This window comes from Enterobacter cloacae complex sp. 2022EL-00981 (assembly GCF_028737495.1).
Classification (GTDB): domain Bacteria; phylum Pseudomonadota; class Gammaproteobacteria; order Enterobacterales; family Enterobacteriaceae; genus Enterobacter; species Enterobacter cloacae.
Genome location: NZ_JAQZRK010000019.1, coordinates 25,300 through 51,584, shown reverse-complemented (window position 1 = coordinate 51,584; position 26,285 = coordinate 25,300). Strand labels below are relative to the sequence as shown.

Annotated in this window: 22 protein-coding genes; 16 read left to right on the top strand and 6 right to left on the bottom strand. The window is 57.3% G+C overall.

The features are described from left to right. Positions 1-107: 107 nt before the first annotated feature. Positions 108-1,247 (top strand): 3-phenylpropionate MFS transporter, encoded by a 1,140-nt coding sequence (locus PUZ33_RS16415; RefSeq protein WP_020690043.1) that lies wholly within the window; start codon positions 108-110, stop codon positions 1,245-1,247. Here the strand turns inward: PUZ33_RS16415 and csiE are convergent, their stop codons facing one another. Next, positions 1,248-2,525: a stationary phase inducible protein CsiE gene (gene csiE, locus PUZ33_RS16410; protein WP_038420396.1), complete on the bottom strand. Its 1,278-nt coding sequence runs from the start codon at positions 2,523-2,525 to the stop codon at positions 1,248-1,250. A gap of 125 nt (positions 2,526-2,650) precedes the next feature. On the opposite strand from csiE, the gene PUZ33_RS16405 reads away from it, so the two are divergent. Then, the gene (locus PUZ33_RS16405) at positions 2,651-3,289 is read left to right on the top strand and encodes a DUF1007 family protein (RefSeq protein ID WP_023620117.1); all 639 of its coding nucleotides are present in this window, start codon (positions 2,651-2,653) and stop codon (positions 3,287-3,289) included. Beyond that, positions 3,280-4,260 carry a nickel/cobalt transporter gene (locus PUZ33_RS16400; protein WP_058680651.1) on the top strand — a complete coding sequence of 327 codons (981 nt, stop codon included), beginning with the start codon at positions 3,280-3,282 and terminating at the stop codon, positions 4,258-4,260. The genes PUZ33_RS16405 and PUZ33_RS16400 overlap by 10 nt, the downstream gene beginning before the upstream one ends. A gap of 61 nt (positions 4,261-4,321) precedes the next feature. Here the strand turns inward: PUZ33_RS16400 and suhB are convergent, their stop codons facing one another. Beyond that, on the bottom strand, positions 4,322-5,125 hold the full coding sequence (gene suhB, locus PUZ33_RS16395; protein WP_013098296.1) for an inositol-1-monophosphatase: 804 nt from the start codon (positions 5,123-5,125) through the stop codon (positions 4,322-4,324). A 131-nt stretch (positions 5,126-5,256) separates the two neighbouring features. On the opposite strand from suhB, the gene trmJ reads away from it, so the two are divergent. From trmJ to sseB, 11 genes are all read left to right on the top strand, one after another. Then, positions 5,257-5,982, top strand: coding sequence for a tRNA (cytosine(32)/uridine(32)-2'-O)-methyltransferase TrmJ (trmJ, locus tag PUZ33_RS16390; RefSeq protein WP_013098295.1), 726 nt, complete (start codon positions 5,257-5,259; stop codon positions 5,980-5,982). A gap of 236 nt (positions 5,983-6,218) precedes the next feature. Next, a complete protein-coding gene (gene iscR / locus PUZ33_RS16385) occupies positions 6,219-6,710 on the top strand; it encodes a Fe-S cluster assembly transcriptional regulator IscR (RefSeq protein ID WP_013098294.1) in 492 nt (163 codons plus the stop codon). A gap of 117 nt (positions 6,711-6,827) precedes the next feature. Further along, positions 6,828-8,042 carry a cysteine desulfurase gene (gene iscS / locus PUZ33_RS16380; protein ID WP_058680652.1) on the top strand — a complete coding sequence of 405 codons (1,215 nt, stop codon included), beginning with the start codon at positions 6,828-6,830 and terminating at the stop codon, positions 8,040-8,042. A 24-nt stretch (positions 8,043-8,066) separates the two neighbouring features. Beyond that, positions 8,067-8,453: a Fe-S cluster assembly scaffold IscU gene (iscU, locus tag PUZ33_RS16375; protein WP_003860661.1), complete on the top strand. Its 387-nt coding sequence runs from the start codon at positions 8,067-8,069 to the stop codon at positions 8,451-8,453. Between the two features lie 13 nt (positions 8,454-8,466). Continuing rightward, positions 8,467-8,790, top strand: a complete 324-nt coding sequence (gene iscA, locus PUZ33_RS16370) for an iron-sulfur cluster assembly protein IscA (protein WP_003860659.1) — start codon at positions 8,467-8,469, stop codon at positions 8,788-8,790. Between the two features lie 80 nt (positions 8,791-8,870). After that, positions 8,871-9,386, top strand: coding sequence for a co-chaperone HscB (gene hscB, locus PUZ33_RS16365; protein ID WP_045293494.1), 516 nt, complete (start codon positions 8,871-8,873; stop codon positions 9,384-9,386). Positions 9,387-9,400: 14 nt separating this feature from the next. Beyond that, the gene (gene hscA, locus PUZ33_RS16360) at positions 9,401-11,251 is read left to right on the top strand and encodes a Fe-S protein assembly chaperone HscA (RefSeq protein ID WP_058680653.1); all 1,851 of its coding nucleotides are present in this window, start codon (positions 9,401-9,403) and stop codon (positions 11,249-11,251) included. A gap of 1 nt (position 11,252) precedes the next feature. Beyond that, a complete protein-coding gene (fdx, locus tag PUZ33_RS16355; RefSeq protein WP_003860652.1) occupies positions 11,253-11,588 on the top strand; it encodes an ISC system 2Fe-2S type ferredoxin in 336 nt (111 codons plus the stop codon). Between the two features lies 1 nt (position 11,589). Further along, complete coding sequence (iscX, locus tag PUZ33_RS16350; RefSeq protein WP_003860650.1) at positions 11,590-11,790, top strand: Fe-S cluster assembly protein IscX; 201 nt, start codon at positions 11,590-11,592, stop codon at positions 11,788-11,790. Between the two features lie 53 nt (positions 11,791-11,843). After that, entirely contained in the window at positions 11,844-13,130 is a 1,287-nt protein-coding gene (pepB, locus tag PUZ33_RS16345) for an aminopeptidase PepB (protein WP_058680654.1), read from the top strand. Between the two features lie 112 nt (positions 13,131-13,242). Then, positions 13,243-14,019, top strand: coding sequence for an enhanced serine sensitivity protein SseB (gene sseB / locus PUZ33_RS16340; protein ID WP_020690031.1), 777 nt, complete (start codon positions 13,243-13,245; stop codon positions 14,017-14,019). Between the two features lie 17 nt (positions 14,020-14,036). Here sseB and PUZ33_RS16335 read toward each other — a convergent pair whose 3' ends face one another. The 4 genes from PUZ33_RS16335 to PUZ33_RS16320 form a co-directional block, all read right to left on the bottom strand. Continuing rightward, complete coding sequence (locus PUZ33_RS16335; RefSeq protein ID WP_058680655.1) at positions 14,037-14,807, bottom strand: MurR/RpiR family transcriptional regulator; 771 nt, start codon at positions 14,805-14,807, stop codon at positions 14,037-14,039. Further along, positions 14,807-15,652 carry a 3-mercaptopyruvate sulfurtransferase gene (gene sseA / locus PUZ33_RS16330; RefSeq protein WP_058680656.1) on the bottom strand — a complete coding sequence of 282 codons (846 nt, stop codon included), beginning with the start codon at positions 15,650-15,652 and terminating at the stop codon, positions 14,807-14,809. Before sseA ends, PUZ33_RS16335 begins: the two co-directional genes overlap by 1 nt. A 90-nt stretch (positions 15,653-15,742) precedes the next feature. After that, the gene (locus tag PUZ33_RS16325) at positions 15,743-17,110 is read right to left on the bottom strand and encodes a 6-phospho-alpha-glucosidase (RefSeq protein WP_023620126.1); all 1,368 of its coding nucleotides are present in this window, start codon (positions 17,108-17,110) and stop codon (positions 15,743-15,745) included. A 12-nt stretch (positions 17,111-17,122) separates the two neighbouring features. Then, on the bottom strand, positions 17,123-18,667 hold the full coding sequence (locus PUZ33_RS16320; RefSeq protein WP_058680658.1) for a PTS transporter subunit EIIC: 1,545 nt from the start codon (positions 18,665-18,667) through the stop codon (positions 17,123-17,125). Between the two features lie 274 nt (positions 18,668-18,941). Here PUZ33_RS16320 and PUZ33_RS16315 point away from each other — a divergent pair, with 274 nt between their 5' ends. Both PUZ33_RS16315 and pbpC read left to right on the top strand, forming a co-directional pair. Then, entirely contained in the window at positions 18,942-23,894 is a 4,953-nt protein-coding gene (locus PUZ33_RS16315) for an alpha-2-macroglobulin family protein (protein ID WP_058680660.1), read from the top strand. Between the two features lies 1 nt (position 23,895). Beyond that, positions 23,896-26,223: a peptidoglycan glycosyltransferase PbpC gene (gene pbpC / locus PUZ33_RS16310; protein ID WP_058680662.1), complete on the top strand. Its 2,328-nt coding sequence runs from the start codon at positions 23,896-23,898 to the stop codon at positions 26,221-26,223. Positions 26,224-26,285 lie beyond the last annotated feature (62 nt).

Genomic DNA, 26,285 nt, shown 5'->3' with positions numbered 1-26,285 from the left:
CAGACGACTGCACTGAATGTTAATTTTTCGTTAATTTATAGCAGGCTATCTACTTGCTTAATTTTTATATTCTCGCCAGACTATGGCCTCCATTTCGGGAGGGATTCATGGTCTTGCATTCCACGCGCTGGCTGGCGCTCAGCTATTTCACCTATTTCTTTAGTTACGGTATTTTTCTGCCTTTCTGGAGCGTCTGGCTCAAGGGAATTGGCCTTACTCCGGAAACCATCGGTGTCCTGCTGGGGGCGGGGCTGGTGGCGCGTTTCCTTGGCAGCCTGCTGATTGCACCGCGCGTCAGCGATCCCTCCTTACTCATCAAAGCGGTGCGTATTCTTGCCTTGTTAACGCTGGTCTTTGTGGCCTGCTTCTGGGTCAGCCATCAGTTTGCCTGGCTGATGGTGGTGATGGTCGGCTTTAACCTGTTCTTCTCCCCGCTGGTTCCCCTGACGGACGCCCTGGCAAACACCTGGCAAAAGCAGATCACCATGGACTACGGTCGCGTGCGCCTGTGGGGCTCCATTGCGTTTGTGATTGGCTCTGCGCTGGTGGGGAAACTGGTCAGCCTTTACGATTACCACGCCATTCTGGCCCTGCTAAGCATCGGTATCGCCTCGATGTTGCTGGGCATGCTGCTGCGACCGTCAGTCATGCCGCAAGGCGAAAGTCGCCATCAGGAAAGCGCAGGTTGGCCCGCCTGGCGAAGCCTGGTGGCGCAAAGCTGGCGTTTTCTGGCCTGCGTCTGCCTGCTTCAGGGGGCGCATGCGGCGTATTACGGCTTCAGCGCCATTTACTGGCAGGGCGCCGGTTACTCTGCCTCTGCCGTGGGCTACCTGTGGTCGCTTGGCGTAGTGGCCGAAGTGATTATCTTTGCGCTCAGCAAGAAACTGTTTCGCCGCTTCGGCGCGCGCGACCTGCTGCTGCTCTCCGCCGTGTGTGGCGTGGCGCGGTGGGGCATTATGGGCTGGACGACCGAACTGCCCTGGCTGATCGTGGCGCAAATTCTGCACTGCGGCACCTTTACCGTCTGCCATCTGGCGGCCATGCGCTATATCGCCGCGCGTGAAGGCGGGGATGTGATTCGCTTGCAGGCGGTCTATTCTGCGGTGGCGATGGGCGGCAGCATTGCCGTGATGACGGTCTTTGCGGGCTTCCTGTATCAACATCTGGGACACGGCGTGTTCTGGGTAATGGCACTGGTCGCGCTACCGGCGATGTTTATTCGCCCGAAAGTGGCCGCGCGCGCCTGACTACGATTCCAGCATAGCGCGAATATGTTCTTGCTGCTGTGCGTTTAGCGATTCCACGGCGTGGATCAGCGGCGGCGAGAACAGGGGCAGGGCGGTGGGGTAAGGAGTAATAACCAGCGCCGCTTCGCGCGGAGCCCCCTCTTTCTGAAAAGCCTGCAGCGTCAGATAACGAATATTGAGCGGCAGCAGCGTTAGTTCGCGTAGCTGCTGTTCAATCACCTCTTCACAGGATTTGTCCTCTCCGGTTAATAACACCACCTGTTTTTCGTGCAGATCGGTCTCCTGCATCAGCCAGGCACCAAAAATCACCGCCACCAGACTCATCTCTTCATCAGAAAAACGCAGGCCAAACTCCACCTCCAGCTCAAACAACGCCTCCTTGGTGGTGCGTAACAGACGGGGATAAAGGCGATGGATCTCTTCTGGCAGGCTGTTGTCGATGCCGATCTCAAACAGCGACCGGTCCAGCGCCTGTGCCAGATGAACGTAGAGCTGATCGGTCAGCCCTTGTTCATCGCTGAAGTTCATTCCTGTCTGGGCGCGAAAACGGGCAATCATCCGCACGATGGCCCGGCGCAGACGCTGATCCTGCTGATGTTTATCGAGCACCGGATCGGGCGTGCGCAGCATCATAAACAGCAGCGCGAGGAACAATTGTTCGTCGCTGTGGGTGCCCTGCGGCACGCGGCGTTTCCAGTGACGCACAATTTCCTGCGCCGTAAAGTATTCCCCTCGCGACTGTGTCCAGTTGCGCTGAACGGGGGAAAACTGCGGCGTATTGCCCAGGTGATGCTGGATCAGACAATACTGCAAGAAGAGCTGTAAAAACTGCACGTCACGGCAGTCAAAGGGGCGCTGTAGCTTTCGGGAACAGAAGCTGATCAACGCCCGCAGATTCGTATCGTCATAAAGCGGACGCGCGATGCCCTGCTGTTTAAGCGCGGTTTTAAGCGCCGGGGTAAACTGTTGCGAAACAAAATGTGGGCACAGGCGGAGCGCCCTGCGCAGCCAGTGCAGCAGACATAAACGCTGATTCAGGACCGTACCTTCAATCCGGTAGCTGCCGTCATGGTGCGTGACAATGTCCAGCCGGTGATAGCGCTGGATTTCATCGCGCGTCTCGGCTATATCTTGCCGTGCCATGGCGTCGTCCACGCCGTTGGTTGCGATTATGCTCTGTGCGGTGACGGCAGCATCGGGCAGGTAAAGCATCAAAAGCACCTGGCAGCGGCGCTGCGAACTGGAAAGCACAGATGGAATTTCAAGCGTTGTCATCATCTGTTGGGTATCCAGTGTGAATGTCTGGTAAGAATAGCTAAAGGATCGACGCTGAAAAGCGTACCGGCAGCCCTTTCACTCAGGATTGCTGGCGAACATCACAGAATTTTTGACGTGAGGAATTGATGCAAACAGTTAAACACAGCGCGATGGCGTTATTTTTGGCGGTTATCACTTTCACCGCCGGCGCGCATCCTCACAGTTTTATCAGTCTCAAAACCGAGCTGGTGACTGACGGAACCCAGTTGAGCGGCCTGAAAATGCGCTGGACGATGGATGAAATCACCTCGGCCGATCTCCTGTATGACGCGGGAAATGCAAAGCCAGGCGATGAGATCTGGAAAAAGCTGGCGGCGGAGGTCATGGCCAACGTGCTGGGACAGCACTACTTCACCGAGTTCTGGCATAACGGACAAAAGGTGAAGTTTATGAATCGCCCGACGGAGTACGGCATGTCGCGCGACGGTCATCAGGCGGTGCTGACGTTTGTTCTCCCGCTGGCGCATCCTCAGCCGCTGGCAGGACAGACGTATACCTTTTCCACCTTCGACCCCACCTATTACGTCGATATGAGCTATGCGAAGGAGAGTGACGTGACGCTACCGACTACCCTGCAAAAATCCTGCAAACTCGCTGTTCATACGCCAAAACCCAGCGAAGAGACGCTCAACTTCGCCGTCTCTCTGGATAAAGAGGATGCCCCTCCTGAAGATATGGAACTGGGTAAACAATTTGCACAGCAGGTGACGTTACAATGTCAGTGATCGCCTCTTCCGCCCGCAAACCACGTCGCTGGCTTCATCTCTGGCCGCTGGCGCTCTTTTTATTGTTGGCCGTGTGCGGCGCGCTGTGGTTAAGGCAGGCCTGGCCGCAGGTGATGATGAAAAGCATTCTCTGGCAGCGTGACGTTAACCAGCAGATGAGCGGGTTACTCAAGGCGGTGGCGGATAACCCGACAAAAGCAGGTGGTTCCCTGCTGGCATTCAGTTTTGTCTACGGGGTGCTGCATGCGCTGGGGCCGGGGCACGGCAAGATTGTGATCGCTACCTGGCTTGCCACGCATCCCTCGAAGCTGAAATCGAGCATCGGTCTGACGCTGGCCTCTTCGCTGCTGCAGGGCGGCGTCGCTATCGGGCTGGTAGTGGTCGTCCTCTCGCTGTTACAGCTTCCCGCTCGTCAGCTGCACCTGAGCAGTTTCTGGCTGGAGAAGGGAAGTTATGCGCTGGTGGGCGTGCTGGGGGTGATTCTCTGCTGGCGGGCGCTGAAAAAACTGCGCGTCCTGCTGCAAAAGCCAACCTTCAAATCCTTTACGCCACATCATGTCCATGATGCCCACTGCGGCTGCGGACATCAGCATCTGCCTACGCAGGCGCAGTTGCAGAGCGGCGACGACTGGCGTGCGCGGGTGATGATTGTTCTTTCAATGGGGATGCGACCATGTTCAGGCGCGATCATGGTGCTGCTGTTCAGCAAAGTGATTGGCGTATTCGGCTGGGGCATGCTCTCTGCGCTGGCTATGGCGGCAGGAACGTCCCTGACCATTTCGTCACTGGCATTACTGGTTCACAGCTTCCGTCAACTGGCGGTAAAACTCAGCGGCAATAAGACGCCGGTGCTGTGGCGACAGGTAGGCTGGACGACGCTCGCGCTGGCGGGCGGGGTGATTCTGCTGGTAGCGGCGGTGACGATGTGGATGAGTGCGGTGCCGGTGGGAAGGGGATTGCGACCGTTTTAGTAGGGTGCGGTCTGATGTCCTCACCCTGACCCTCTCCCACAGGGAGAGGGAATTACCGGGATTAACGCTTCAGTGCATCGCTCAGTTCATCACGCATGTTTGCCAGCATGGCTTTAACAACGCGTGGGTTACCTGCAACGATGTTGCCGGTAGACATATAGTTATGGCCGCCGGTGAAATCGCATACCAGTGCGCCTGCTTCACGCGCGATCAGCTCGCCCGCAGCAAAGTCCCACGGCTTAAGCGCCAGTTCGAAGTAACCGTCAACGCGGCCGGTCGCCACGTAGGCCAGATCCAACGCGGCAGAGCCGGTGCGACGGAAGTCCGCGCATTCGGTGAACAGTTTGCCGAGGATATTCATGTAGGTGGTTGCGTGCTGTTTCGCCTTGAACGGGAAACCGGTCGCCAGAATGGTGCCGTCCAGATCGCGTGCATTGCTGCAGCGCAGACGGTAACCGTTCAGCTGCGCGCCCTGACCGCGGGTAGCGGTGAACAGTTCGTTACGCATTGGATCATAAACAACGGCGACTTCAGTACGGCCTTTAATGCGTACTGCGATAGACACAGAGAAGTGTGGCAGGCGTTTAACGAAGTTGGTGGTGCCATCCAGTGGATCGATAACCCATTGAACATCCTGATCGGTACCTTCATGTTCACCGCTTTCTTCGGTGATGATGGTGTGCTGTGGGTAAGATTTGCGGATCGTTTCGATAATAATCGCTTCTGCGGCTTTATCGACGTTAGTCACGAAATCATTGCTGCCTTTCTGGCTGGTTTCTACGGAGTCTGGCGTTTCGTAGTGTTTGGCAATTACATTACCCGCCTTGCGCGCTGCGCGCACGGCGATGGTCAGCATCGGATGCATCGGTCTCTCTCACTGGATGTTAAAGAACAGGAAAATCGGCGCAGAGTATAGCAGCGGGATCGGAATATGTCTCTCGTTTATGATAATATGCCCGAATATTCTTTAGACACTGAATTCAGACATCCAAAACTATGCTGCAAAACATTCGAATCGTGCTGGTCGAAACATCGCATACCGGCAATATGGGCTCCGTTGCCCGCGCTATGAAAACCATGGGCTTAACGAATCTGTGGCTGGTTAATCCGCTGGTGAAACCGGACTCTCAGGCCATCGCACTGGCCGCCGGTGCCAGCGACGTGATTGGCAACGCGCAAATTGTTGATACCCTGGACGAAGCGCTGGCGGGTTGCAGTCTGGTCGTCGGTACCAGCGCGCGTTCCCGTACGCTGCCGTGGCCAATGCTGGACCCTCGCGAATGCGGCCTGAAAAGTGTCTCAGAAGCGGAACAGGCGCCTGTGGCGCTGGTGTTTGGGCGTGAGCGCGTCGGCCTGACCAATGACGAACTGCAGAAGTGCCATTACCACGTCGCGATTGCGGCGAACCCGGAATACAGCTCGCTGAACCTGGCGATGGCGGTACAGGTCATTGCCTACGAAGTGCGGATGGCCTGGCTGGCGACCCAGGAGAAAGTGGCAGAACCGAAAGAAGAGACCGCCTATCCGCTGGTGGACGATCTGGAGCGCTTCTATGGTCACCTGGAGCAGACGCTGCTCTCTACCGGTTTTATCCGCGAAGGCCATCCGGGGCAGGTGATGAATAAGCTGCGTCGTCTGTTCACCCGTGCGCGCCCGGAAAGCCAGGAGCTGAACATCCTGCGTGGAATTCTGGCGTCGATTGAGCAGAAGAATAAAGAGTAGTGTCGTCTGTTCGCCGGGTGGCGCTGCGCTTACCCGGCCTACAAAACCCGTAGGCCCGTGCAAGCGCAGCGCCGCCGGGCAAAAGAATACGGCACGGAAGGTTAAATACCTGACTAAAACAGTCAAGTAAATAGTTGACCAATTTAGTCAGGAATGTCAGACTTGGCCCTGCTATGCAATACCCCATTTTACTATAAAAAACCCCGGGCAGGGGCGAGTTTGAGGTTAAGTAAGACATGAGACTGACATCTAAAGGGCGTTATGCCGTAACCGCGATGCTGGACGTTGCGCTCAACTCCGAAGCGGGCCCGGTTCCGTTGGCTGATATTTCTGAACGACAAGGGATCTCCCTCTCTTATCTGGAACAGCTGTTCTCCAGACTGCGTAAAAATGGACTGGTTTCCAGCGTTCGTGGCCCAGGCGGCGGTTATCTGCTGGGTAAAGACGCGGGCAGTATTGCGGTTGGCGAAGTCATTAGTGCGGTTGACGAATCCGTTGACGCGACCCGTTGCCAGGGGAAAGGTGGCTGCCAGGGCGGCGATAAGTGCCTGACCCACGCTCTGTGGCGCGATCTGAGCGACCGCCTGACCGGCTTCCTGAACAACATCACCCTCGGTGAACTGGTGAATAACCAGGAAGTTCTGGATGTATCGGGCCGTCAGCACAGCCAGGAATCTCAACGCAGCACCCGCGCGCAGGACGCTATCGACGTTAAATTACGCGCGTAATAAAAAGATAAGTATTTCAGAATCAGGCCGGGGCGAAGCTGCCCCGTGTACTCGGTCGTACATCCAGCCGGTTGCCTGATTCCTTGCATTGAAGCGATGTACGGAGTTTATAGAGCAATGAAATTACCGATTTATCTCGACTACTCCGCAACCACGCCGGTGGACCCGCGTGTTGCCGAGAAAATGATGCAGTGTCTGACCCTGGACGGAAACTTTGGTAACCCAGCTTCCCGTTCACACCGTTTTGGCTGGCATGCTGAAGAGGCGGTGGATATCGCCCGTAATCAGATTGCTGACCTGGTGGGTGCCGACCCGCGTGAGATTGTGTTCACCTCCGGTGCGACCGAATCCGACAACCTGGCGATCAAAGGTGCAGCCAACTTTTATCAGAAAAAAGGCAAGCACATCATCACCAGCAAAACCGAACATAAAGCTGTGCTGGACACCTGCCGTCAGCTCGAGCGTGAAGGCTTTGAAGTCACTTACCTGGCGCCACATAGCAACGGTATTATTGACCTGAAAGAGCTCGAAGCGGCGATGCGTGATGACACCATCCTGGTTTCCATCATGCATGTAAACAACGAAATCGGCGTGGTGCAGGATATCGCGACCATCGGCGAAATGTGCCGTGCGCGCGGCATCATCTATCACGTTGATGCGACTCAGAGCGTGGGCAAACTGCCTATCGACCTGAGCCAGCTGAAAGTCGACCTGATGTCCTTCTCCGGCCACAAAATCTATGGCCCGAAAGGTATCGGCGCGCTGTACGTTCGTCGTAAACCGCGTATCCGCATTGAAGCGCAGATGCACGGTGGCGGTCATGAGCGCGGCATGCGTTCCGGTACGCTGCCTGTTCACCAGATCGTGGGCATGGGCGAAGCTTACCGCATTGCGAAAGAAGAGATGGAAACCGAGATGGCACGCCTGCGCACGCTGCGTAACCGTCTGTGGGACGGCGTGAAAGATATGGAAGAAGTGTATCTGAACGGCGATCTCGAGCAGGGCGCACCCAACATCCTCAACGTGAGCTTCAACTATGTTGAAGGCGAATCGCTGATCATGGCGCTGAAAGACCTGGCGGTCTCTTCCGGTTCTGCCTGTACGTCTGCAAGCCTGGAGCCATCCTACGTGCTGCGCGCGTTGGGTATGACTGACGAGCTGGCACACAGCTCTATCCGTTTCTCTTTAGGTCGTTTCACTACCGAAGAAGAGATTGACTACACCATCAAGCTGGTTCGCAACTCCATCGGCCGTCTGCGTGACCTTTCTCCACTGTGGGAAATGTTCAAGCAGGGCGTGGATCTGAACAGCATTGAATGGTCACATCACTAATCGGTACATAAGGAGAATTCAATCATGGCATACAGCGAAAAAGTAATCGATCATTACGAAAACCCGCGCAACGTTGGCTCTTTTGACAACAGCGACGAGAGCGTAGGTAGCGGTATGGTTGGCGCGCCAGCCTGTGGCGACGTGATGAAGTTGCAGATTAAAGTCAACAATGAAGGTATCATTGAAGACGCGCGCTTCAAGACCTACGGCTGCGGTTCTGCTATCGCGTCCAGCTCCCTGGTCACCGAGTGGGTGAAGGGCAAGTCTCTGGACGAAGCACAGGCAATCAAGAACACGGATATTGCTGAAGAACTCGAACTGCCACCGGTGAAAATTCACTGTTCTATCCTGGCAGAAGACGCGATCAAAGCCGCCATTGCGGATTACAAAAGCAAACGTGAAGCAAAATAATTGAGGTTTGAGTATGTCGATTACCCTTAGCGACAGCGCTGCCGCGCGAGTAAGCTCTTTTCTGGCGAACCGTGGTAAAGGCTTTGGCCTGCGACTGGGCGTACGTACCTCCGGCTGTTCTGGTATGGCTTACGTACTGGAGTTTGTTGACGAACCAGCGTCCGATGACACTGTGTTTGAAGACAAGGGCGTGAAGGTGGTGGTCGATGGCAAAAGCCTGCAATTCCTCAACGGCACTCAGCTGGACTTTGTAAAAGAAGGCCTGAACGAAGGGTTCAAATTCACGAACCCGAACGTCAAAGACGAGTGTGGTTGCGGCGAAAGTTTCCACGTTTAATCGCGCGTCATCCGAAACCCCACCGTGGCTTTATTCGCTACGCGTGGGGTTTGTTCTAACAGGCTACCCCTGAGATTGTTATGGATTACTTCACTCTCTTCGGTTTACCCGCTCAATACCCGATTGATCTCCAGGCGCTGACGATCCGTTTTCAGGACCTGCAGCGTCAGTATCATCCGGACAAATTCGCCAGCGGTACTCAGGCTGAACAACTGGCTGCGGTGTCGCAATCCGCGACCATCAACCAGGCCTGGCAGACGCTGCGCCATCCGCTGGCGCGTGCAGAATATCTGCTTTCGCTCCACGGCTTTGATCTGGCGAGCGAACAACACACCGTACGCGACACGGCGTTTCTGATGGAACAGCTTACGCTTCGCGAAGAGCTGGATGAGATTGAACAGGCCAAAGACGAAGCGCGTCTGGAAAGGTTCATCACGCGCGTGAAGGGCATGTTTGATACCCGCCATCAGCAGATGGTGGCGCAACTGAACAACGAGACCTGGGACGTGGCGGCAGACACTGTGCGCAAACTCCGTTTTCTCGATAAACTGCGAAGCAGTGCTGAACAACTCGAAGAAAAGCTGCTCGATTTTTAATTTCGGAAGCAATTATGGCCTTATTACAAATTAGTGAGCCTGGCTTAAGCGCCGCACCGCACCAGCGTCGTCTGGCGGTGGGTATTGATCTCGGCACCACCAATTCCCTCGTGGCAACCGTGCGTAGCGGCCAGGCGGAGACGCTGGCTGACGAGCAGGGCCGCCATCTGCTGCCTTCCGTGGTCCACTACCAGCAGCAGGGCCACGCGGTGGGCTTTGATGCCCGCGCTAACGCCGCGCGCGATCCGGCGAATACCATCAGCTCCGTTAAGCGGATGATGGGCCGCTCGCTGGCCGATATTCAGACCCGTTACCCGCATCTGCCGTATCAGCTGCAGGCCAGTGAAAACGGCCTGCCGATGATTGCGACTGCGGCCGGGCTGCTGAACCCAATTCGCGTATCCGCTGACATCCTTAAAGCGCTGGCGGAGCGTGCCACGGCAACGCTCGGCGGCGATTTAGACGGTGTGGTGATTACCGTTCCGGCCTACTTTGATGACGCACAGCGTCAGGGCACCAAAGACGCCGCGCGTCTGGCGGGCCTGCACGTGCTGCGCCTGCTGAACGAACCGACAGCGGCAGCGATTGCCTACGGCCTCGACTCCGGTCAGGAAGGGGTGATTGCGGTTTACGATCTCGGCGGCGGTACCTTTGATATCTCGATCCTGCGCTTAAGCCGTGGGGTGTTTGAAGTGCTGGCGACCGGCGGGGACTCCGCGCTGGGCGGCGATGACTTTGACCATCTGCTGGCGGATTACATTCGCGAGCAGGCGGGTATCAGCGATCGCAGCGATGCGCGCGTACAGCGTGAACTGCTGGATGCGGCCATCGAGGCCAAAATTGCGCTAAGCGATGCTGAGTCAGTCAGTGTGAACGTGGCGGGCTGGCAGGGTGAGATCGCTCGTGAACAGTTTAACGATCTGATCGCCCCCCTGGTGAAACGCACGCTGTTAGCCTGCCGTCGTGCGCTGAAAGATGCCGGCGTTGAGGCGGATGAGGTGCTGGAAGTGGTCATGGTGGGTGGTTCCACCCGCGTACCGCTGGTGCGTGAGCGTGTAGGCGAATTCTTTGGCCGCACGCCGCTGACCTCCATTGACCCGGACAAAGTGGTTGCCGTGGGCGCGGCGATTCAGGCGGATATTCTGGTCGGCAACAAGCCGGACAGTGAAATGCTGCTGCTGGACGTTATCCCGCTGTCGCTGGGTTTAGAGACCATGGGCGGACTGGTGGAGAAAGTCATTCCGCGCAACACCACCATTCCGGTGGCACGTGCGCAGGAGTTCACTACCTTTAAAGACGGTCAGACGGCCATGTCCATTCACGTGATGCAGGGCGAACGCGAACTGGTGCAGGACTGCCGCTCGCTGGCGCGCTTTGCGCTGCGGGGCATTCCGGCGCTGCCTGCGGGCGGGGCGCATATTCGCGTCACCTTCCAGGTGGATGCAGACGGCCTGCTGAGTGTCACGGCGATGGAAAAATCGACTGGTGTCGAATCGTCCATTCAGGTGAAGCCGTCCTACGGCCTGACCGATGGCGAAATCGCCTCCATGATTCAGGACTCAATGAGCTACGCCGAGCAGGATGTGAAGGCGCGTATGCTGGCCGAACAAAAAGTGGAAGCCGCACGCGTGCTGGAAAGCCTGAACGGCGCGCTCGCTGCCGATGCCGCGCTGTTAAGCGCCGCTGAGCGTCAGGTGATTGACGAGGCTGCTACGCACTTAAGCGTGGTCGCCCAGGGCAATGACGCTGACGCAATAGAAGAAGCCATTAAAAACGTTGATAAACAAACCCAGGACTTTGCTGCTCGCCGCATGGACAAATCTGTCCGCGTCGCGCTGAAAGGCCAGTCCGTGGACGAGGTTTAATATGCCAAAGATTGTTATTTTGCCTCATGCGGACCTCTGTCCGGATGGCGCTGTTCTGGAAGCGAAGACTGGTGAAACCATTCTCGATGTTGCCCTGCGTGCAGGTATCGAAGTGGAACACGCCTGTGAAAAATCCTGTGCCTGCACGACGTGCCACTGCATTGTGCGTGAAGGTTTCGACTCGCTTGCCGAGAGCACCGAAGACGAAGATGACATGCTGGATAAAGCATGGGGTCTGGAGCCCGACAGCCGCTTAAGCTGCCAGGCAGCGGTGACCGACGAAGATCTGGTCGTGGAGTTCCCACGCTACACCATCAACCACGCACGCGAGCATTAATATGGGACTGAAGTGGACAGACAGCCGTGAAATCGGCGAAGCGCTCTACGACGCTAACCCGGATCTCGATCCAAAAACCGTACGCTTCACCGATATGCATCAGTGGATCTGCGATTTAGAGGATTTTGACGACGATCCCAACGCATCCAATGAAAAAATTCTGGAGGCGATTCTGTTAGTCTGGTTAGATGAAGCAGAGTAAATCACGTAACGGGCTGCCTTCAGGCGGCCCGTTTGCTAATAAGGATAAATAAAATGACCGAAGCGATGAAGATTACGCTCTCTACGCAACCCGCCGATGCGCGTTGGGGCGAAAAAGCCACTTACAGTATCAACAACGAAGGTATTACCCTGCATCTGACGGGCAACGAAGATCTGGGCCTGATCCAGCGCGCCGCGCGTAAAATTGATGGGCTCGGCATTAAGCATGTCTCTCTGGCAGGCGAGGGCTGGGACACCGACCGCAGCTGGGCGTTCTGGGCCGGTTATAAAGGGCCAAAAGGCACCCGCAAAATTGAGTGGGCCAACCTTGACGAAGCCGGTCAAAAAGAGCTGGAAAGCCGCCTGACCATTATCGACTGGGTACGTGACACCATTAACGCACCGGCAGAAGAGCTGGGGCCGGAACAGCTGGCACAGCGCGCCGTTGACCTGCTGTGCGGCGTGGCCGGCGATAACATGTCTTATCGCATCACCAAAGGTGAAGACCTGCGCGAGCAGAACTACATGGGCATTCACACCGTGGGGCGTGGCTCTGAGCGTCCACCGGTGCTGCTGGCGCTGGACTACAACCCAACCGGCGATAAAGACGCGCCAGTGTTTGCCTGCCTGGTCGGGAAAGGTATCACCTTCGACACCGGTGGCTACAGCCTGAAGCAGAGCGCGTTCATGGACTCCATGAAATCCGACATGGGCGGGGCGGCAACCATCACTGGTGCGCTGGCGTTTGCGATTACCCGTGGCCTGAAAAAACGCGTGAAGCTGTACCTGTGCTGCGCGGACAACATGGTAAGCGGTAACGCCTTCAAGCTGGGCGACATCATTCGCTACCGCAACGGCAAAAATGTTGAAGTGATGAACACCGATGCAGAAGGCCGTCTGGTGCTGGCCGATGGCCTGATCGACGCTTCTGCCCAGAAGCCAGAGTTGATTATCGATATGGCCACCCTGACCGGCGCGGCAAAAACGGCGCTGGGTAACGACTACCATGCGCTGTTCAGCTTTGACGACAAGCTGGCGGCCCGCCTGCTGGCAAGCGCCGCGGCAGAAAACGAACCGTTCTGGCGTCTGCCGCTGGCGGAATTCCACCGCAGCCAGCTGCCGTCTAATTTTGCCGAACTGAATAACACCGCGAGCGCGGCATACCCGGCGGGTGCAAGCACCGCAGCAGGCTTCCTGTCCCACTTCGTTGAGAACTATCACGAAGGCTGGCTGCATATCGACTGCTCCGCAACCTACCGTAAAGCGGCGGTTGAGCAGTGGTCTGCGGGCGCGACCGGCCTGGGCGTGCGTACCGTGGCGAACCTGCTGACGGCTGAGTAATTATTGGCCCCTCACCCCGGCCCTCTCCCCAAAGGGGAGAGGGTGTTCAAATTCCCTCTCCCCTTTGGGGAGAGGGTTAGGGTGAGGGGAAAATTCGACATCTGGAATTGTTATGTCCGAAACCAAAAACGAATTAGAAACCCTGCTGGAACAGGCGGCGACCGAGCCCGCCCACCGTCCGGCATTTTTCCGCACGCTGCTGGAATCCACCGTCTGGGTGCCAGGAACCGCGGCGGAAGGTGAGCAGGTTGTTGAAGATAGCGCGCTGGATCTGCTGCACTGGGAGAAAGACGACGGCACCTCGGTGATCCCGTTCTTTACCTCGCTGGAAGCGCTACAGACCGCCGTTGAAGATGAACAGGCGTTCGTGGTGATGCCGGTGCGCACGCTGTTCGAAATGACGCTGGGCCAGACGCTGTTCCTTAATGCGAAACTGCCGACCGGGAAAGAGTTCACGCCGCGTGAAATCAGCCATCTGATTGGTGAAGAGGGTAACCCGCTCAGTACCCAGGAAGTGCTGGAAGGGGGCGAAACGCTGCTGCTCTCTGAAGTGGCCGAACCGCCAGCGCAGATGATCGATTCCCTGACCACGTTGTTCAAAACCCTGAAGCCGGTAAGACGCGCGTTCCTCTGTTCGATTAAAGAGCAAGCGGATGAACAGCCGGTACTGTTGATTGGTATTGAAGCTGACGGCGATATCGATGAAATCATTCAGGCGGCGGGCAGTGTGGCCACTGATACGTTGCCGGGCGATGAGCCAATTGATATCTGCCAGGTGAAGAACGGTGAGAAGGGCATCAGTCACTTTATTACCGAGCACATCACACCGTTCTATGAGCGTCGCTGGGGCGGTTTCCTGCGCGATCTCAAAACCAACCGCATCATCTGATTACAGCGGGGTGACTGTCACCCCGTTGCTTCCAGCAGCAGTAAATCCATCAGCAGTACCAGATTCGACTCAAACGACGTCACCCCTGCGGCTTCCGCGGCGTAATGCACCGCCTCGTCATAGAGAGCGAAGTGCACGTCCGCCATGCCCGCCAGCGTATTGGCCGAGGCGCGGGTAAACGCGACAATCGTCATCCCGACGTTTTTGGCGATCCGCGCTTTATCCAGCACCTGCTCTGTTTCGCCGCTGCGCGAGACGGCAATAAATACCTGATAACGGGCGGCGTTGCTGAGAAAGATGTTCCGGCTGTCACCCGGCCCGGAGATAAACGCCGTTTTCCCCAGCACCTGAAGTTTTTTGGTCAGGTATTCGGCAAACAGATAGGAAAACCCGGCACCGTAGAGAAAGAAGCTCTCTTTGTGACGCAGCAGGTCGGCAAACTGCAGACGCTTCTCATCGGTCACCCACTGGAACGTCTGCTGATAGTTGGCAATAAACTGGCTGAACAGCGCGGGCAACTGCGGAAGGGCGTTTCCTTGCGTCGTAATATGCGGCGTGTCGGTGAGGAGCTGTTTGCAGTGCCAGATAAACTCGCTAAACCCGCTGAACCCCAGCTTCTGACACAGCCGCATAATCGTCGCGGTAGAGACAAATGTCGCCTGTGCCAGTTCTCGCACCGTGATGTTACCCACCAGCATTGGATGCTCCGTGAGATGTGCGAGTACGCGATACTCCGCGCGGGTCAGCGATTCCCCGCGCGTTAACAGCGTGGCCAGGCGGTTATCCATTATTTCGCGGGTTCAACCGGCAGATCGTCCCGCGCACCCCACTCACTCCAGGCGCCGTCGTACAGCGTGACGTCGTTTACGCCGAGCGTGGCGAGTGCCAGGATCACCACGCAGGCCGTTACGCCGGAACCGCAGCTGGCAATAATTGGACGGCGTAAATCCACGCCCTGACGATCAAAAATCGCGCGTAGCTCATCGGTGGTTTTCAGCTCGCCCTCAAACACCAGATCGCCCCACGGCACGTTCAATGCTCCCGGAATGTGTCCGCGTTTCAGGCCAGGGCGAGGTTCGTCCGCTTCAGCGTTAAAACGTGCGGCAGGACGCGCATCGACGATTTGAGCAGTGTTTTCATGGCTGACGACCAGCACGTCGGTCAGGCGTTTCACCACATTTGCGTCAAACGTCGCGTCAAAATCCCCCTCCGGCAGCGTCACGTCCCCCTGCTGCAGCGGCAGTTCGTCGCGCTTCCAGCCAGCCAGACCCCCCGCCAGAATCGAGACTTTCTCGACGCCGAAGTTTTTCAGCATCCACCACGCGCGCGGGGCAGAGAAGAGGTTACCTTCATCATAAACAACGAGGTGTTTGTCTTTGCTGATGCCCAGCTCGCGCATCGCCACGGAGAAGGCTTCCGGGCGTGGCAGCATGTGCGGCAGAGAGGAGGTGTGATCGGAGAGGGCTTCGATATCAAAAAATACCGCGCCCGGCAGGTGCCCTGCGCGGTATTCACCGGGAACGTCACGATGCTCCTGGCCCGGAGGAGCCATACGCGCGTCAATAATCTGCACTTCAGGATCGTCGCCGTGCTCAATCAGCCAGTCGGCGGCGACAAAATATGAGGTGGACATGGGTTGCCTCCATTCTTTTCCGTAAAAAAGGATTGTCGGTGTTTTTTCTGACACCGACAAGCAAACCACGTTCAACTCGCGAGCAAGCCCCTATTTTTTCACCGCTTCGCCGTTCTGCCAGGCTTTTTGCAGCGCAGGCCAGTACTCGCGGTTAGCCTCGATCATCTCATCCAGAATCGCTTTCGCGTGCTCCATGGTCGGCACGGTGCGATTCAGGGTAAATGCCTGCAGCGCTTTCTCATAGCTCCCTTCAATGGTTGCTTCCACCAGCAACTGTTCAGAGGCGAGCTGCTGTTGTAGCAGCGTCTGATGGAACAGCGGCACCTGGCCCACGCGGACAGGCTCTGGCCCCTCGGAGGTGATATACGCGGGAACCTCGACGACCGCATCGTACGGCAGATTGGTAATTGCCCCGCGGTTTTCCACCATCACCAGATGACGGCTCCGCAGGTTGAAGGCCAGCGAGCAGGCGACATCGACGATAAACTCGCCGTGAACGCCAACGTGGAAGGCATCCGGCAGGATCCCGGTACGCTTATATTCTTCGGCTGCGGCAAACAGCTTTTTCTCACGCCCGTTCATCACTTCGTTAGCGCGGGTGTAGTCGGGGTTCTGATGCTCGACAATCTGGTTCGGCATCAGGTAGTACTGCAGATACGGGTTCGGCAGATACTCCGGGAAGTTATCCATGATCGGCTTGATGTTGCGCCAGGTTTTCACCCACGACGGATCGGAGTGCTGTGGGTCGGTTTTGGCGGCATCTTCCGTCAGCAGACCAAACTTCGCGATATGTTTACGCAGCTCCGGCAGCTTGTCCTCGCCGTCCACCAACACACGGGTAAACCAGCCGAAGTGATTCAGCCCAAAGTAGTCCACCTCCAGCTTGCGGCGATCGACCCCCAGAATGGCTCCCATGTTACGCATTGCGGCAACCGGCATATCGCAAATATTCAGCACGCGGGCGTTCGGTCGCAGGCGACGCACCCCCTCTGCGACGATTGCCGCCGGGTTGGAGTAGTTTACGATCCATGCTTTTTCATGCGCGTAGCGATCCACCAGATCGATAAGCTCGACCATTGGCAGGATCGTACGCAGCCCGTAAGCCAGCCCGCCGGGGCCGCAGGTCTCCTGACCAACCACGCCGTGTCGCAACGGGATCTTCTCATCCTGCTCGCGCATTTTATACTGGCCAACGCGCATCTGGGCGAAGACGAAATGTGCGCCGCTGAAGGCCACTTCCGGGTCATTGGTGACGGTAAATTTGATGCTCTGGCTGTGGTCGCGGATCACTTTTTCCACCACCGGGGCAATCGTGTTCTGACGCGCCTCGTCGATGTCGTAAAGGCGGATTTCGGCCAGCGGGAAGTCCTGCAGACGCACCATCAGGCTTTTCACAATACCTGGCGTGTAGGTGCTACCGCCGCCAGCAATCGACAGAATGAATGGGGGTGTAAACATCTTTAGCTCCTTTCAGAGAAACGTCTCAACGGCTTCTCGCATTTTTTTGACATGCAGCCCGTAGACCACCTGAACGTTGTTACCTTGTTTGATAATCCCTTTTGCGCCGGTCGCTTTCAGGCGCGGCTCATCAATGATGGCGACATCCTTCACCGTCACACGTAAGCGGGTGTAGCAGTTATCCACCACTTCAATATTTTCCCGGCCGCCCAGACCGACGACGATGGATTCACCCAGCCCGTCGTTATTGCCCTTCGCCTGGTACTCCTGTTTGCTGTAAAGGCGCGTCTCCTGGTCCTCATCTTCACGGCCTGGCGTTTTCATGTTGAAACGCAGGATCAGGAAGCGGAACACCACAAAGTAGAGGGCGAACATGATCAGCCCGACCACGATGTACATCGGCCAGTTGGACTTTTCCGTACCGAGCGGCAGGTTGTAGAGAATAAAATCGATAATCCCGTTAGCGCCGATGGCGTGAACACCCAGCAGGGAGAACAGCATCATCCCGATACCCGTCAGCACCGCGTGCACCACGAACAGCAGCGGGGCGACAAACAGGAAGGAGAACTCAATGGGCTCGGTGACGCCGACCAGCAGTGAAGTGAGCGCCGCCGGGATCAGAATCGCTTTTGCTGCCGCTTTACGCTCCGGCTTTGCGGTCATGTACATCGCCAGCGCCGCCGCCGGCAGGCCAAACATCTTGCTGATGCCGCGCGCATCCCATACCACCGTGCTGCTGAGCTGTTTCACCTCCGGGCAGGCCATCTCCGCGAAGTAAATGTTGCGCGCGCCCTGATAAACCGTACCGCACACCTCTTGCGTGCCGCCCAGTTCGGTATACAGGAACGGGGTATAGACCAGATGATGCAGACCGGTGGGCACCAGAATGCGCTCAAGGAAGCCGTAGATCGCCACGCCGAACGGACCAGAACCTTTGATGGCAAGCGCCATTGCGCTAATGCCGTGCTGGGCAAACGGCCACATCTCGCTCATCACTACGCCGAGCAGCATGGAAACGGGCAGCATCACAATGGCGACAAAACAGTGACCAGAGTAAATCGCCATCGCGCCGTTAAACTGTACGCCAGAGTATTTGTTGTACAGGTATCCGGAAAGCGCGCCGGTCAGGATCCCGGCGAACACGCCCATCTCCAGCACCTGAACGCCCAGCACCATGGTCTGCCCGGCGGCTTTCATCTGTGCTGCGGGTGCCAGTTCGCCCTGAAGCTGTAGCGTGACGTTCATGGCGTTGATAAACACCACAAACGTCACCAGCCCAATCAGCGCCGCGTAGCCTTTGTCCCGTGTTGCCAGACCAATCGGGATGCCGACGGCAAACACCAGGGCCAGGTTAACCAGCACCGACACGGCAGATTTGGCGATCAGCTGGCCGATATTCTGGATCAGCGGATGGCCGAGAAACGGCAGATACTCGGCCAGGTTGCCATTGCCCAGCACATTGCCAAAGGCGATAAACAGACCGACGATCGGTAAAATAAGTACCGGTCCGTACAATGATTTTCCGAAATTTTGTAGGGCGTTCACGGCTCGTTTCATGGCTTTCTCTCTTATTGAACCGCGCACTCGGGGTGCGTCTTGAGCTTAAAACTAGCAGGCTCCCGGCGAGCTTATCCAGCTATCTACTTGTTTTAAAAACAAATGACGTGAAAGGTAACATGTGACGTTTGACGTTGTGATCGGCGTATCATCACCACGCTGACGATGCGAGCCGCCTTCCAGATCCTAAAAATGGACTTTTTGTATTAACGAAACTTGCGGATAATACTTATCCGGAAGACGACCAACAGGCTCCATGGGCCAGGGACAAAGGATGAAACCGTTTCGCTTAGCCGCGCTCTCTCTTGCGCTGCTCACCACGTTTACGCTTGTCGGCTGTGATAACAGCGACGATAAACCTCAGGCTGCGGCTCCCGCGGCATCTACAGCAACCACACCAAAAGCGGCGGAAAAGCCAGACGCTGACAAGCTGGCAAAACTGGCGGCACAAAGTCAGGGCAAAGCGCTCACTCTGCTTGATGCCTCTGAAGTGCAGCTGGACGGCGCCGCCACGCTGGTGCTGACATTCTCTGTTCCACTGAATCCGGATCAGGATTTCTCGAAAACCGTGCATGTCGTGGATAAGAAAAGCGGCAAGGTTGACGGGGCGTGGGAACTGGCGCCGAACCTGAAAGAGCTTCGTCTGCGCCATCTGGAGCCTAACCGCAATCTGGTCGTCACCGTGGAACGCGATCTGCAGGCGTTAAACAAAGCGACTTTTGGCATCGACTACGAAAAAGCCCTGACCACCCGGGATGTCGAGCCGACGGTCGGCTTCGCCAGCCGCGGGTCACTGCTGCCGGGGAAAGTCGTGGAAGGCTTGCCGGTCATGGCGCTCAACGTCAATAACGTGGACGTGAACTTCTATCGCGTGAAACCGGAGTCGCTGGCTTCATTCGTCAGCCAGTGGGAATACCGTAACTCGCTGACCAACTGGGAATCTGACAATCTGCTGAAGATGGCAGAGTTGGTTTATACCGGTCGTTTCGATCTTAACCCGGCACGCAACACGCGTGAAAAACTGCTGCTGCCGCTGAAAGATATCAAGCCGCTCCAGCAGTCGGGCGTCTATATCGCAGTGATGAATCAGGCAGGGCACTACAACTACAGCAATGCCGCCACGCTCTTCACCTTAAGCGATATTGGGCTGTCCGCTCACCGTTATCATAACCGTCTCGATATCTTCACCCAGAGCCTGGAAAACGGTGCGGCGCAATCCGGTGTAACCGTCACGCTGTTAAACGATAAAGGGCAGACCCTGGCTGAGGCGAACAGCGATGCTGACGGCCATGCAAAGCTCGAAACTGACAAAGAAGCCGCGCTGATCCTTGCCAGTAAAGATGGCCAGACTACGCTGCTTGACCTCAAGCTGCCGGCGCTCGATCTGGCGGAGTTCGACATTGCTGGTAGCCCGGGCTACAGCAAACAATTCTTTATGTTTGGCCCGCGTGACCTCTATCGCCCAGGCGAAACGGTGATCCTGAACGGCTTACTGCGCGACAGCGACGGTAAACCGCTGCCCGCGCAGCCGGTGAAGCTGGATGTGCTTCGCCCGGACGGGCAGGTAGCGCGTTCCGTCGTCGTCCAGCCGGAGAACGGTCTCTATCGCTTTAACTATCCGCTGGACAGCGGGGCGCAAACCGGCATGTGGCATATACGCGCCAATACGGGCGATAACCAGCAGCGTCTGTGGGACTTCCATGTCGAAGATTTTATGCCAGAGCGTATGGCGCTGAATCTGAGCGGACAAAAAATGCCGGTTTCACCGCAGGATAACGTCGACTTTAACGTGGTGGGATATTACCTGTACGGCGCACCGGCCAACGGTAATGCCCTGCAGGGGCAGCTTTTTTTGCGTCCACTGCGTGAAGCGGTTCCGGCGCTGCCTGGCTTCCAGTTTGGCGATATCGCCGAAGACAACCTGAGTCGCAGCCTGGATGAAGTGCAGCTTACGCTTGATGAACAGGGGCGTGGGCAGGTCTCTACGGAAAGTCAGTGGAAAGAGGTGCACTCTCCGCTTCAACTGATCCTGCAGGCCAGCCTGCTGGAATCAGGCGGTCGTCCGGTGACGCGTCGTGCTGAACAGGCTATCTGGCCAGCAGCCGAATTACCGGGTATTCGTCCTCAGTTCGCCAGCAAGGCGGTGTATGATTACCGCACCGATACCACTGTTAACCAGCCTATCGTCGATGAAAACGGCAACGCCAGTTTCGACATTGTCTATGCCGATGCCAGTGGGGCGAAAAAGGCTGTTTCCGGGTTACAGGTGCGCCTGATCCGCGAACGCCGCGACTACTACTGGAACTGGTCAGAAAGCGATGGCTGGCAGTCCCAGTTTGATCAAAAAGATCTCATTGAAGGCGAGCAGGAACTGACCCTCAAGGCCGATGAAACGGGCAAAGTGACGTTCCCGGTAGAGTGGGGCTCCTATCGTCTGGAAGTGAAAGCGCCTGATGACATGGTCAGCAGCGTACGTTTCTGGGCCGGGTACAGCTGGCAGGATAACAGTGACGGCACGGGAGCCGCGCGCCCCGACCGCGTGACCCTGAAACTGGATAAGCCTTCTTACCAGCCGGGTGACACCATCCAGTTGCATATCGCCGCACCTGCCGCAGGTAAAGGCTATGCGATGATCGAATCCAGCGAAGGGCCACTGTGGTGGAAAGAGATCGACGTCCCGGCCAACGGACTGGATCTCGCTATTCCGGTAGACAAAGCCTGGAAACGCCACGACCTCTATCTCAGCACGCTGGTGGTTCGCCCTGGCGATAAATCCAAATCCGCCACGCCGAAGCGGGCGGTTGGCCTGCTGCATCTGCCGATGGGGGATGAAAATCGCCGTCTGAATATCGCGCTGGATAACCCGCAGAAAATGCGCCCTAACCAGACGCTTTCCGTGAAAGTAAAAGCCAGCGTGAAAGAGGGCCCGGTACCACAGAAAGTGAACGTGCTGGTCTCCGCGGTGGACAGCGGCGTGCTGAACATTACCGATTACGTCACGCCGGATCCGTGGCAGGCCTTCTTTGGTCAGAAGCGCTATGGCGCGGATATCTACGATATCTACGGCCAGGTGATTGAAGGCCAGGGACGTATGGCCGCGCTGCGTTTTGGTGGTGACGGCGATGAGCTTAAACGCGGCGGTAAGCCGCCGGTGAACCATGTCACCATTATCGCCCAGCAGGCACAGCCTGTGACGCTTGATGCGAATGGTGAAGGGGCCATCACCCTGCCAATTGGAGACTTCAACGGTGAGCTGCGTCTGATGGCGCAGGCCTGGACGGAAGAGGATTTCGGCAGCAGCGAAAGCAAAGTGATTGTGGCCGCGCCGGTCATTACCGAGCTTAATACACCGCGCTTCCTGGCAAGCGGCGATACCTCACGGTTGACGCTGGATCTCACTAACCTGACCGATCAGCCGCAAACGCTAAATGTGGCCTTAACCACGACCGGCAAGCTGTCGCTGGAAGGGGCACAGCCGCAGCCTGTCAAACTGCCACCGGGTGCGCGCAGCACGCTGTTTATTCCGGTGCGTGCACTGGAAGGTTACGGTGACGGCGAAGTGACGGCGCAGGTAACAGGACTTCAGCTGCCTGGCGAGACCTTCGCTCCGCAGCAGAAGAGCTGGAAAATCGGCGTCCGTCCTGCGTTCCCGGCTCAGACGGTGAATACCGGGGCCATGCTGAACCCGGGTGAGTCCTGGACTGCGCCAGGGCAGCATATCAACGGCTTCTCTCCCGCTACATTGCAGGGACAACTGCTGCTTAGCGGCAAACCGCCGCTTAATCTGGCGCGCTATATCCGTGAGCTGCAGGCATATCCTTATGGCTGTCTTGAACAAACCACTAGTGGCCTGTTCCCGTCGCTCTATACCAACGCGTCACAGCTGAAGGCGCTTGGCATTAAAGGCGACACGGACGACAAACGTCGTGCTGCCATTGATATTGGCATCTCCCGCCTGCTGCAGATGCAGCGTGATGACGGTGGTTTTGCGCTCTGGGATAAAAACGGTCCGGAAGAGTACTGGCTGACTGCCTATGTCACTGACTTCCTGGTGCGTGCCGGTGAGCAGGGCTACAGCGTGCCGACGGATGCGGTCAATAATGCCAATAGCCGACTGCTCCGCTACCTGCAGGATCCGGGCATGATGTCCATCCGCTACAGCGACAATACTCAGGCCAGCAAATTTGCCGTGCAGGCCTATGCCGCACTGGTACTGGCGCGCCAGCAAAAAGCCCCGCTGGGTGCGTTGCGTGAAATCTGGGATCGTCACGGGCAGGCGGCTTCCGGTCTGCCGCTGATGCAGCTCGGTATGGCACTCAAACTGATGGGTGATGCCCCGCGCAGCCAGCAGGCGCTGGATCTGGCCCTCAAAACGCCGCGCAACGACAGCAGAAACTGGATGGCGGATTACGGTAGCGCGCTTCGTGATAACGCGCTGATGCTCTCCCTTCTGGAGGAATACAAGCTGCTGCCGGATGCGCAAAATACGCTGCTGAATGCCCTGTCTGAACAGGCCTTCAGCCAGCGCTGGCTGTCTACGCAGGAGAGTAACGCGCTGTTCCTGGCCGGACGTTCGCTACAAACTCTGTCCGGAGCATGGCAGGCGGAAACCTCACTCTCGGGTAGCGTATTGAGCGGTGACAAGGCGCTGGTGCAGAATATGAATGGCGATCAGCTTGGTGCGCTGCAGGTGACCAACACCGGCACGGCACCGCTTTGGGTGCGTCTGGATAGCACCGGTTACCCGGACTCAGCCCCTCAGCCATCCTCGAATGTTTTGCAGATTGAACGCCATATTCTGGCAACTGACGGCAGTTCGAAATCGCTCTCTTCGCTGAAGAGCGGTGAGCTGGTGCTGGTATGGCTGGAAGTGAAGGCCAGCCAGAACGTGCCGGATGCGCTGGTGGTGGATCTCCTCCCGGCGGGTCTGGAGCTGGAGAACCAGAACCTGGCAAGCAGCAGCGCCAGCCTGCAGGACAGCGGCAGCGAAGTGCAGAACCTGCTTAGCCAGATGCAGCAGGCGGATATTCAGCATATGGAGTTCCGCGACGACCGCTTTGTGGCCGCAGTGCCGGTAAACGAAGGGCAGCCGGTTACGCTGGTTTATCTGGCGCGCGCCGTGACGCCGGGAACGTACCAGGTACCGGTGCCGCTGGTGGAGTCCATGTATGTTCCGCAGTGGCGGGCAACGGGTGCGGCCAGTGGCCCGCTGATTGTTGTACCGTAATATGTCAGTTGCACGTCTGATACGCTCCCGCTGGCTGTGGCTGGCGGGGGCGCTTCTCATTTTATGGGGGCTGATTGTCGCCGCCGACCGCCTCTGGCCGTTGCCGCTGAAAGAGGTTAACCCCGCCCGGGTGGTGGTGGATGAGAAGGGCACGCCGCTCTGGCGTTTTGCCGACAGCGAAGGGATCTGGCGTTATCCGGTCACGATTGAAGAGGTCTCTCCTCGCTATCTTGAGGCCCTGATCCAGTATGAAGATCGCTGGTTCTGGGAGCATCCAGGCGTGAATCCTTTCTCTGTGCTGCGCGCCGCCTGGCAGGATCTGACGTCCGGTAAGGTAGTCTCCGGCGGTAGCACGCTGACCATGCAGGTTGCGCGTCTGCTGGATCCGCATCCGCGCACCTTTGGCGGTAAAATTCGGCAACTCTGGCGGGCGATGCAGCTTGAATGGCACCTCTCCAAGCGCGAGATCCTCACCCTCTACCTTAACCGCGCCCCGTTTGGCGGGACGCTCCAGGGAATAGGTGCTGCAAGCTGGACCTATCTGGGTAAACCGCCATCACAGCTCAGCTATTCCGAAGCGGCCCTGCTGGCGGTGCTACCTCAGGCCCCCAGCCGTTTACGCCCGGACCGCTGGCCGGCGCGGGCGGAAGCGGCGCGCAACAAAGTGCTCGACCGGATGGTAACGCAGGGCGTCTGGTCAGCCCGACAGGTTAACGAATCCCGTGAAGAGCCGGTATGGCTGGCTCCCCGGCAGATGCCCCAGCTGGCGCCGCTCTTCGCACGCATGATGCTGGGAAAAAGCCGTGATACCAAAATTGTCACCACTCTGGATGCCGCCTTACAACGGCAGCTGGAAGAGCTGGCAATGAACTGGAAATCCCGCCTGCCGGCGCGCAGTTCACTGGCGATGATCGTCGTGGATCATACCAATATGAAAGTGCGCGGCTGGGTCGGTTCGGTGGATATTAACGATGACACCCGCTTCAGCCATGTGGATATGGTGAATGCGATCCGATCCCCGGGATCGGTACTTAAACCTTTTATCTACGGTATGGCGCTCGACGATGGATTGATCCATCCCGCTTCGCTGCTTCAGGATGTCCCCAGGAAAACCGGTGATTATCGTCCCGGCAACTTTGACAGCGGATTCCATGGGCCGGTGAGCATGAGCGAAGCGCTGGTGCGCTCCCTTAACCTTCCTGCCGTGCAGGTGCTGGAGGCGTACGGGCCTAAGCGTTTTGCCGGCATGCTCAGCAACGCAGGGTTGCCGCTTATTTTGCCTGCGGGGGCGCAGCCAAATCTGTCGTTAATCCTGGGCGGGGCGGGAGCGCGGCTGGCAGATATTACTGCTGCCTACAGCGCTTTTGCCCGCCACGGTAAAGCGGGAAGGCTGCGCTTACAGCCAGGTGATGCGCTGGTTGAACGTCCGCTGTTGTCACCCGGCTCGGCCTGGATTATTCGCCGTATTCTGGCGAATGAAGCCCAACCGTTACCGGATAACGCACTGCCGCAGGTTACACCGCTGGCATGGAAAACGGGCACCAGCTACGGCTATCGCGATGCCTGGGCCATTGGCCTGAATGCGCGTTACGTGATTGGCATCTGGACAGGAAGGCCGGACGGCACGCCCGTGGCGGGACAGTTTGGTTTTGCCAGTGCCGTGCCGCTGTTAAATCAGGTGAATAACCTGCTTCAGTCGCGCTCAACGATAGACGAAGCGCGCCTGCCACGCGATCCGCGCCCGGAAAGCGTCGGGCGAGGCGTGATCTGCTGGCCTGGTGGACAATCGTTGCCGGAGGGCAGTGAAAACTGCCGTCGACGCCTGTCGACCTGGCTGCTGGAAGGGAGTGAGCCGCCGACGCTGTTGCTGCCGGAGCAGGAGGGCATCCGCGGGATCCGTTTCCCGATCTGGCTGGATAAAACCGGCAAACGCGTGGCGGCAGATTGCCCGGATGCCACAGAGAAAGTGCTGGACGTCTGGCCGCTACCCTTGGAGCCCTGGCTACCGGCAGCGGAAAAAAGAGCGGCACGTCTTCCGGCACCTTCAACGGTTTGTCCACCGCTGGATGATAACAATGCGGCACCGCTAATGATTTCGGGTGTCAGAGAGGGGGCGGTCATTAAACGTCTTCCGGGTGAGGACAATGTGACAATTTCCGTCACGACCAGCGGGGGAGAAGGGCAGCGATGGTGGTTTTTAAATGGCGAGCCTCTTGAACATAAAAATCGGAATTTTTCAATGCAGTTATCTTTGCCCGGTAAATATCAATTAGTTGCAATGGATGAGGCCGGGAAATTGGCTACGCTTAATTTTGAATTAAGCCGCTAACCCCTACTCCCTATTAATTAGCTTGATAATAATCAATGTTCGTTCCTGCGAAAAAACGAGAA

Coding starts and splice junctions, on each gene's coding strand:
- PUZ33_RS16335 (WP_058680655.1), bottom strand. CDS start 14,807: ATGGATAACCGCCTGGCCACGCTGTTAACGCGCGGGGAATCGCTGACC.
- pepB (WP_058680654.1), top strand. CDS start 11,844: ATGACCGAAGCGATGAAGATTACGCTCTCTACGCAACCCGCCGATGCG.
- trmJ (WP_013098295.1), top strand. CDS start 5,257: ATGCTGCAAAACATTCGAATCGTGCTGGTCGAAACATCGCATACCGGC.
- PUZ33_RS16405 (WP_023620117.1), top strand. CDS start 2,651: ATGCAAACAGTTAAACACAGCGCGATGGCGTTATTTTTGGCGGTTATC.
- iscX (WP_003860650.1), top strand. CDS start 11,590: ATGGGACTGAAGTGGACAGACAGCCGTGAAATCGGCGAAGCGCTCTAC.
- iscU (WP_003860661.1), top strand. CDS start 8,067: ATGGCATACAGCGAAAAAGTAATCGATCATTACGAAAACCCGCGCAAC.
- PUZ33_RS16400 (WP_058680651.1), top strand. CDS start 3,280: ATGTCAGTGATCGCCTCTTCCGCCCGCAAACCACGTCGCTGGCTTCAT.
- iscA (WP_003860659.1), top strand. CDS start 8,467: ATGTCGATTACCCTTAGCGACAGCGCTGCCGCGCGAGTAAGCTCTTTT.
- PUZ33_RS16320 (WP_058680658.1), bottom strand. CDS start 18,667: ATGAAACGAGCCGTGAACGCCCTACAAAATTTCGGAAAATCATTGTAC.
- PUZ33_RS16325 (WP_023620126.1), bottom strand. CDS start 17,110: ATGTTTACACCCCCATTCATTCTGTCGATTGCTGGCGGCGGTAGCACC.
- PUZ33_RS16415 (WP_020690043.1), top strand. CDS start 108: ATGGTCTTGCATTCCACGCGCTGGCTGGCGCTCAGCTATTTCACCTAT.
- suhB (WP_013098296.1), bottom strand. CDS start 5,125: ATGCATCCGATGCTGACCATCGCCGTGCGCGCAGCGCGCAAGGCGGGT.
- PUZ33_RS16315 (WP_058680660.1), top strand. CDS start 18,942: ATGAAACCGTTTCGCTTAGCCGCGCTCTCTCTTGCGCTGCTCACCACG.
- hscA (WP_058680653.1), top strand. CDS start 9,401: ATGGCCTTATTACAAATTAGTGAGCCTGGCTTAAGCGCCGCACCGCAC.
- sseB (WP_020690031.1), top strand. CDS start 13,243: ATGTCCGAAACCAAAAACGAATTAGAAACCCTGCTGGAACAGGCGGCG.
- iscR (WP_013098294.1), top strand. CDS start 6,219: ATGAGACTGACATCTAAAGGGCGTTATGCCGTAACCGCGATGCTGGAC.
- sseA (WP_058680656.1), bottom strand. CDS start 15,652: ATGTCCACCTCATATTTTGTCGCCGCCGACTGGCTGATTGAGCACGGC.
- csiE (WP_038420396.1), bottom strand. CDS start 2,525: ATGATGACAACGCTTGAAATTCCATCTGTGCTTTCCAGTTCGCAGCGC.
- pbpC (WP_058680662.1), top strand. CDS start 23,896: ATGTCAGTTGCACGTCTGATACGCTCCCGCTGGCTGTGGCTGGCGGGG.
- hscB (WP_045293494.1), top strand. CDS start 8,871: ATGGATTACTTCACTCTCTTCGGTTTACCCGCTCAATACCCGATTGAT.
- fdx (WP_003860652.1), top strand. CDS start 11,253: ATGCCAAAGATTGTTATTTTGCCTCATGCGGACCTCTGTCCGGATGGC.
- iscS (WP_058680652.1), top strand. CDS start 6,828: ATGAAATTACCGATTTATCTCGACTACTCCGCAACCACGCCGGTGGAC.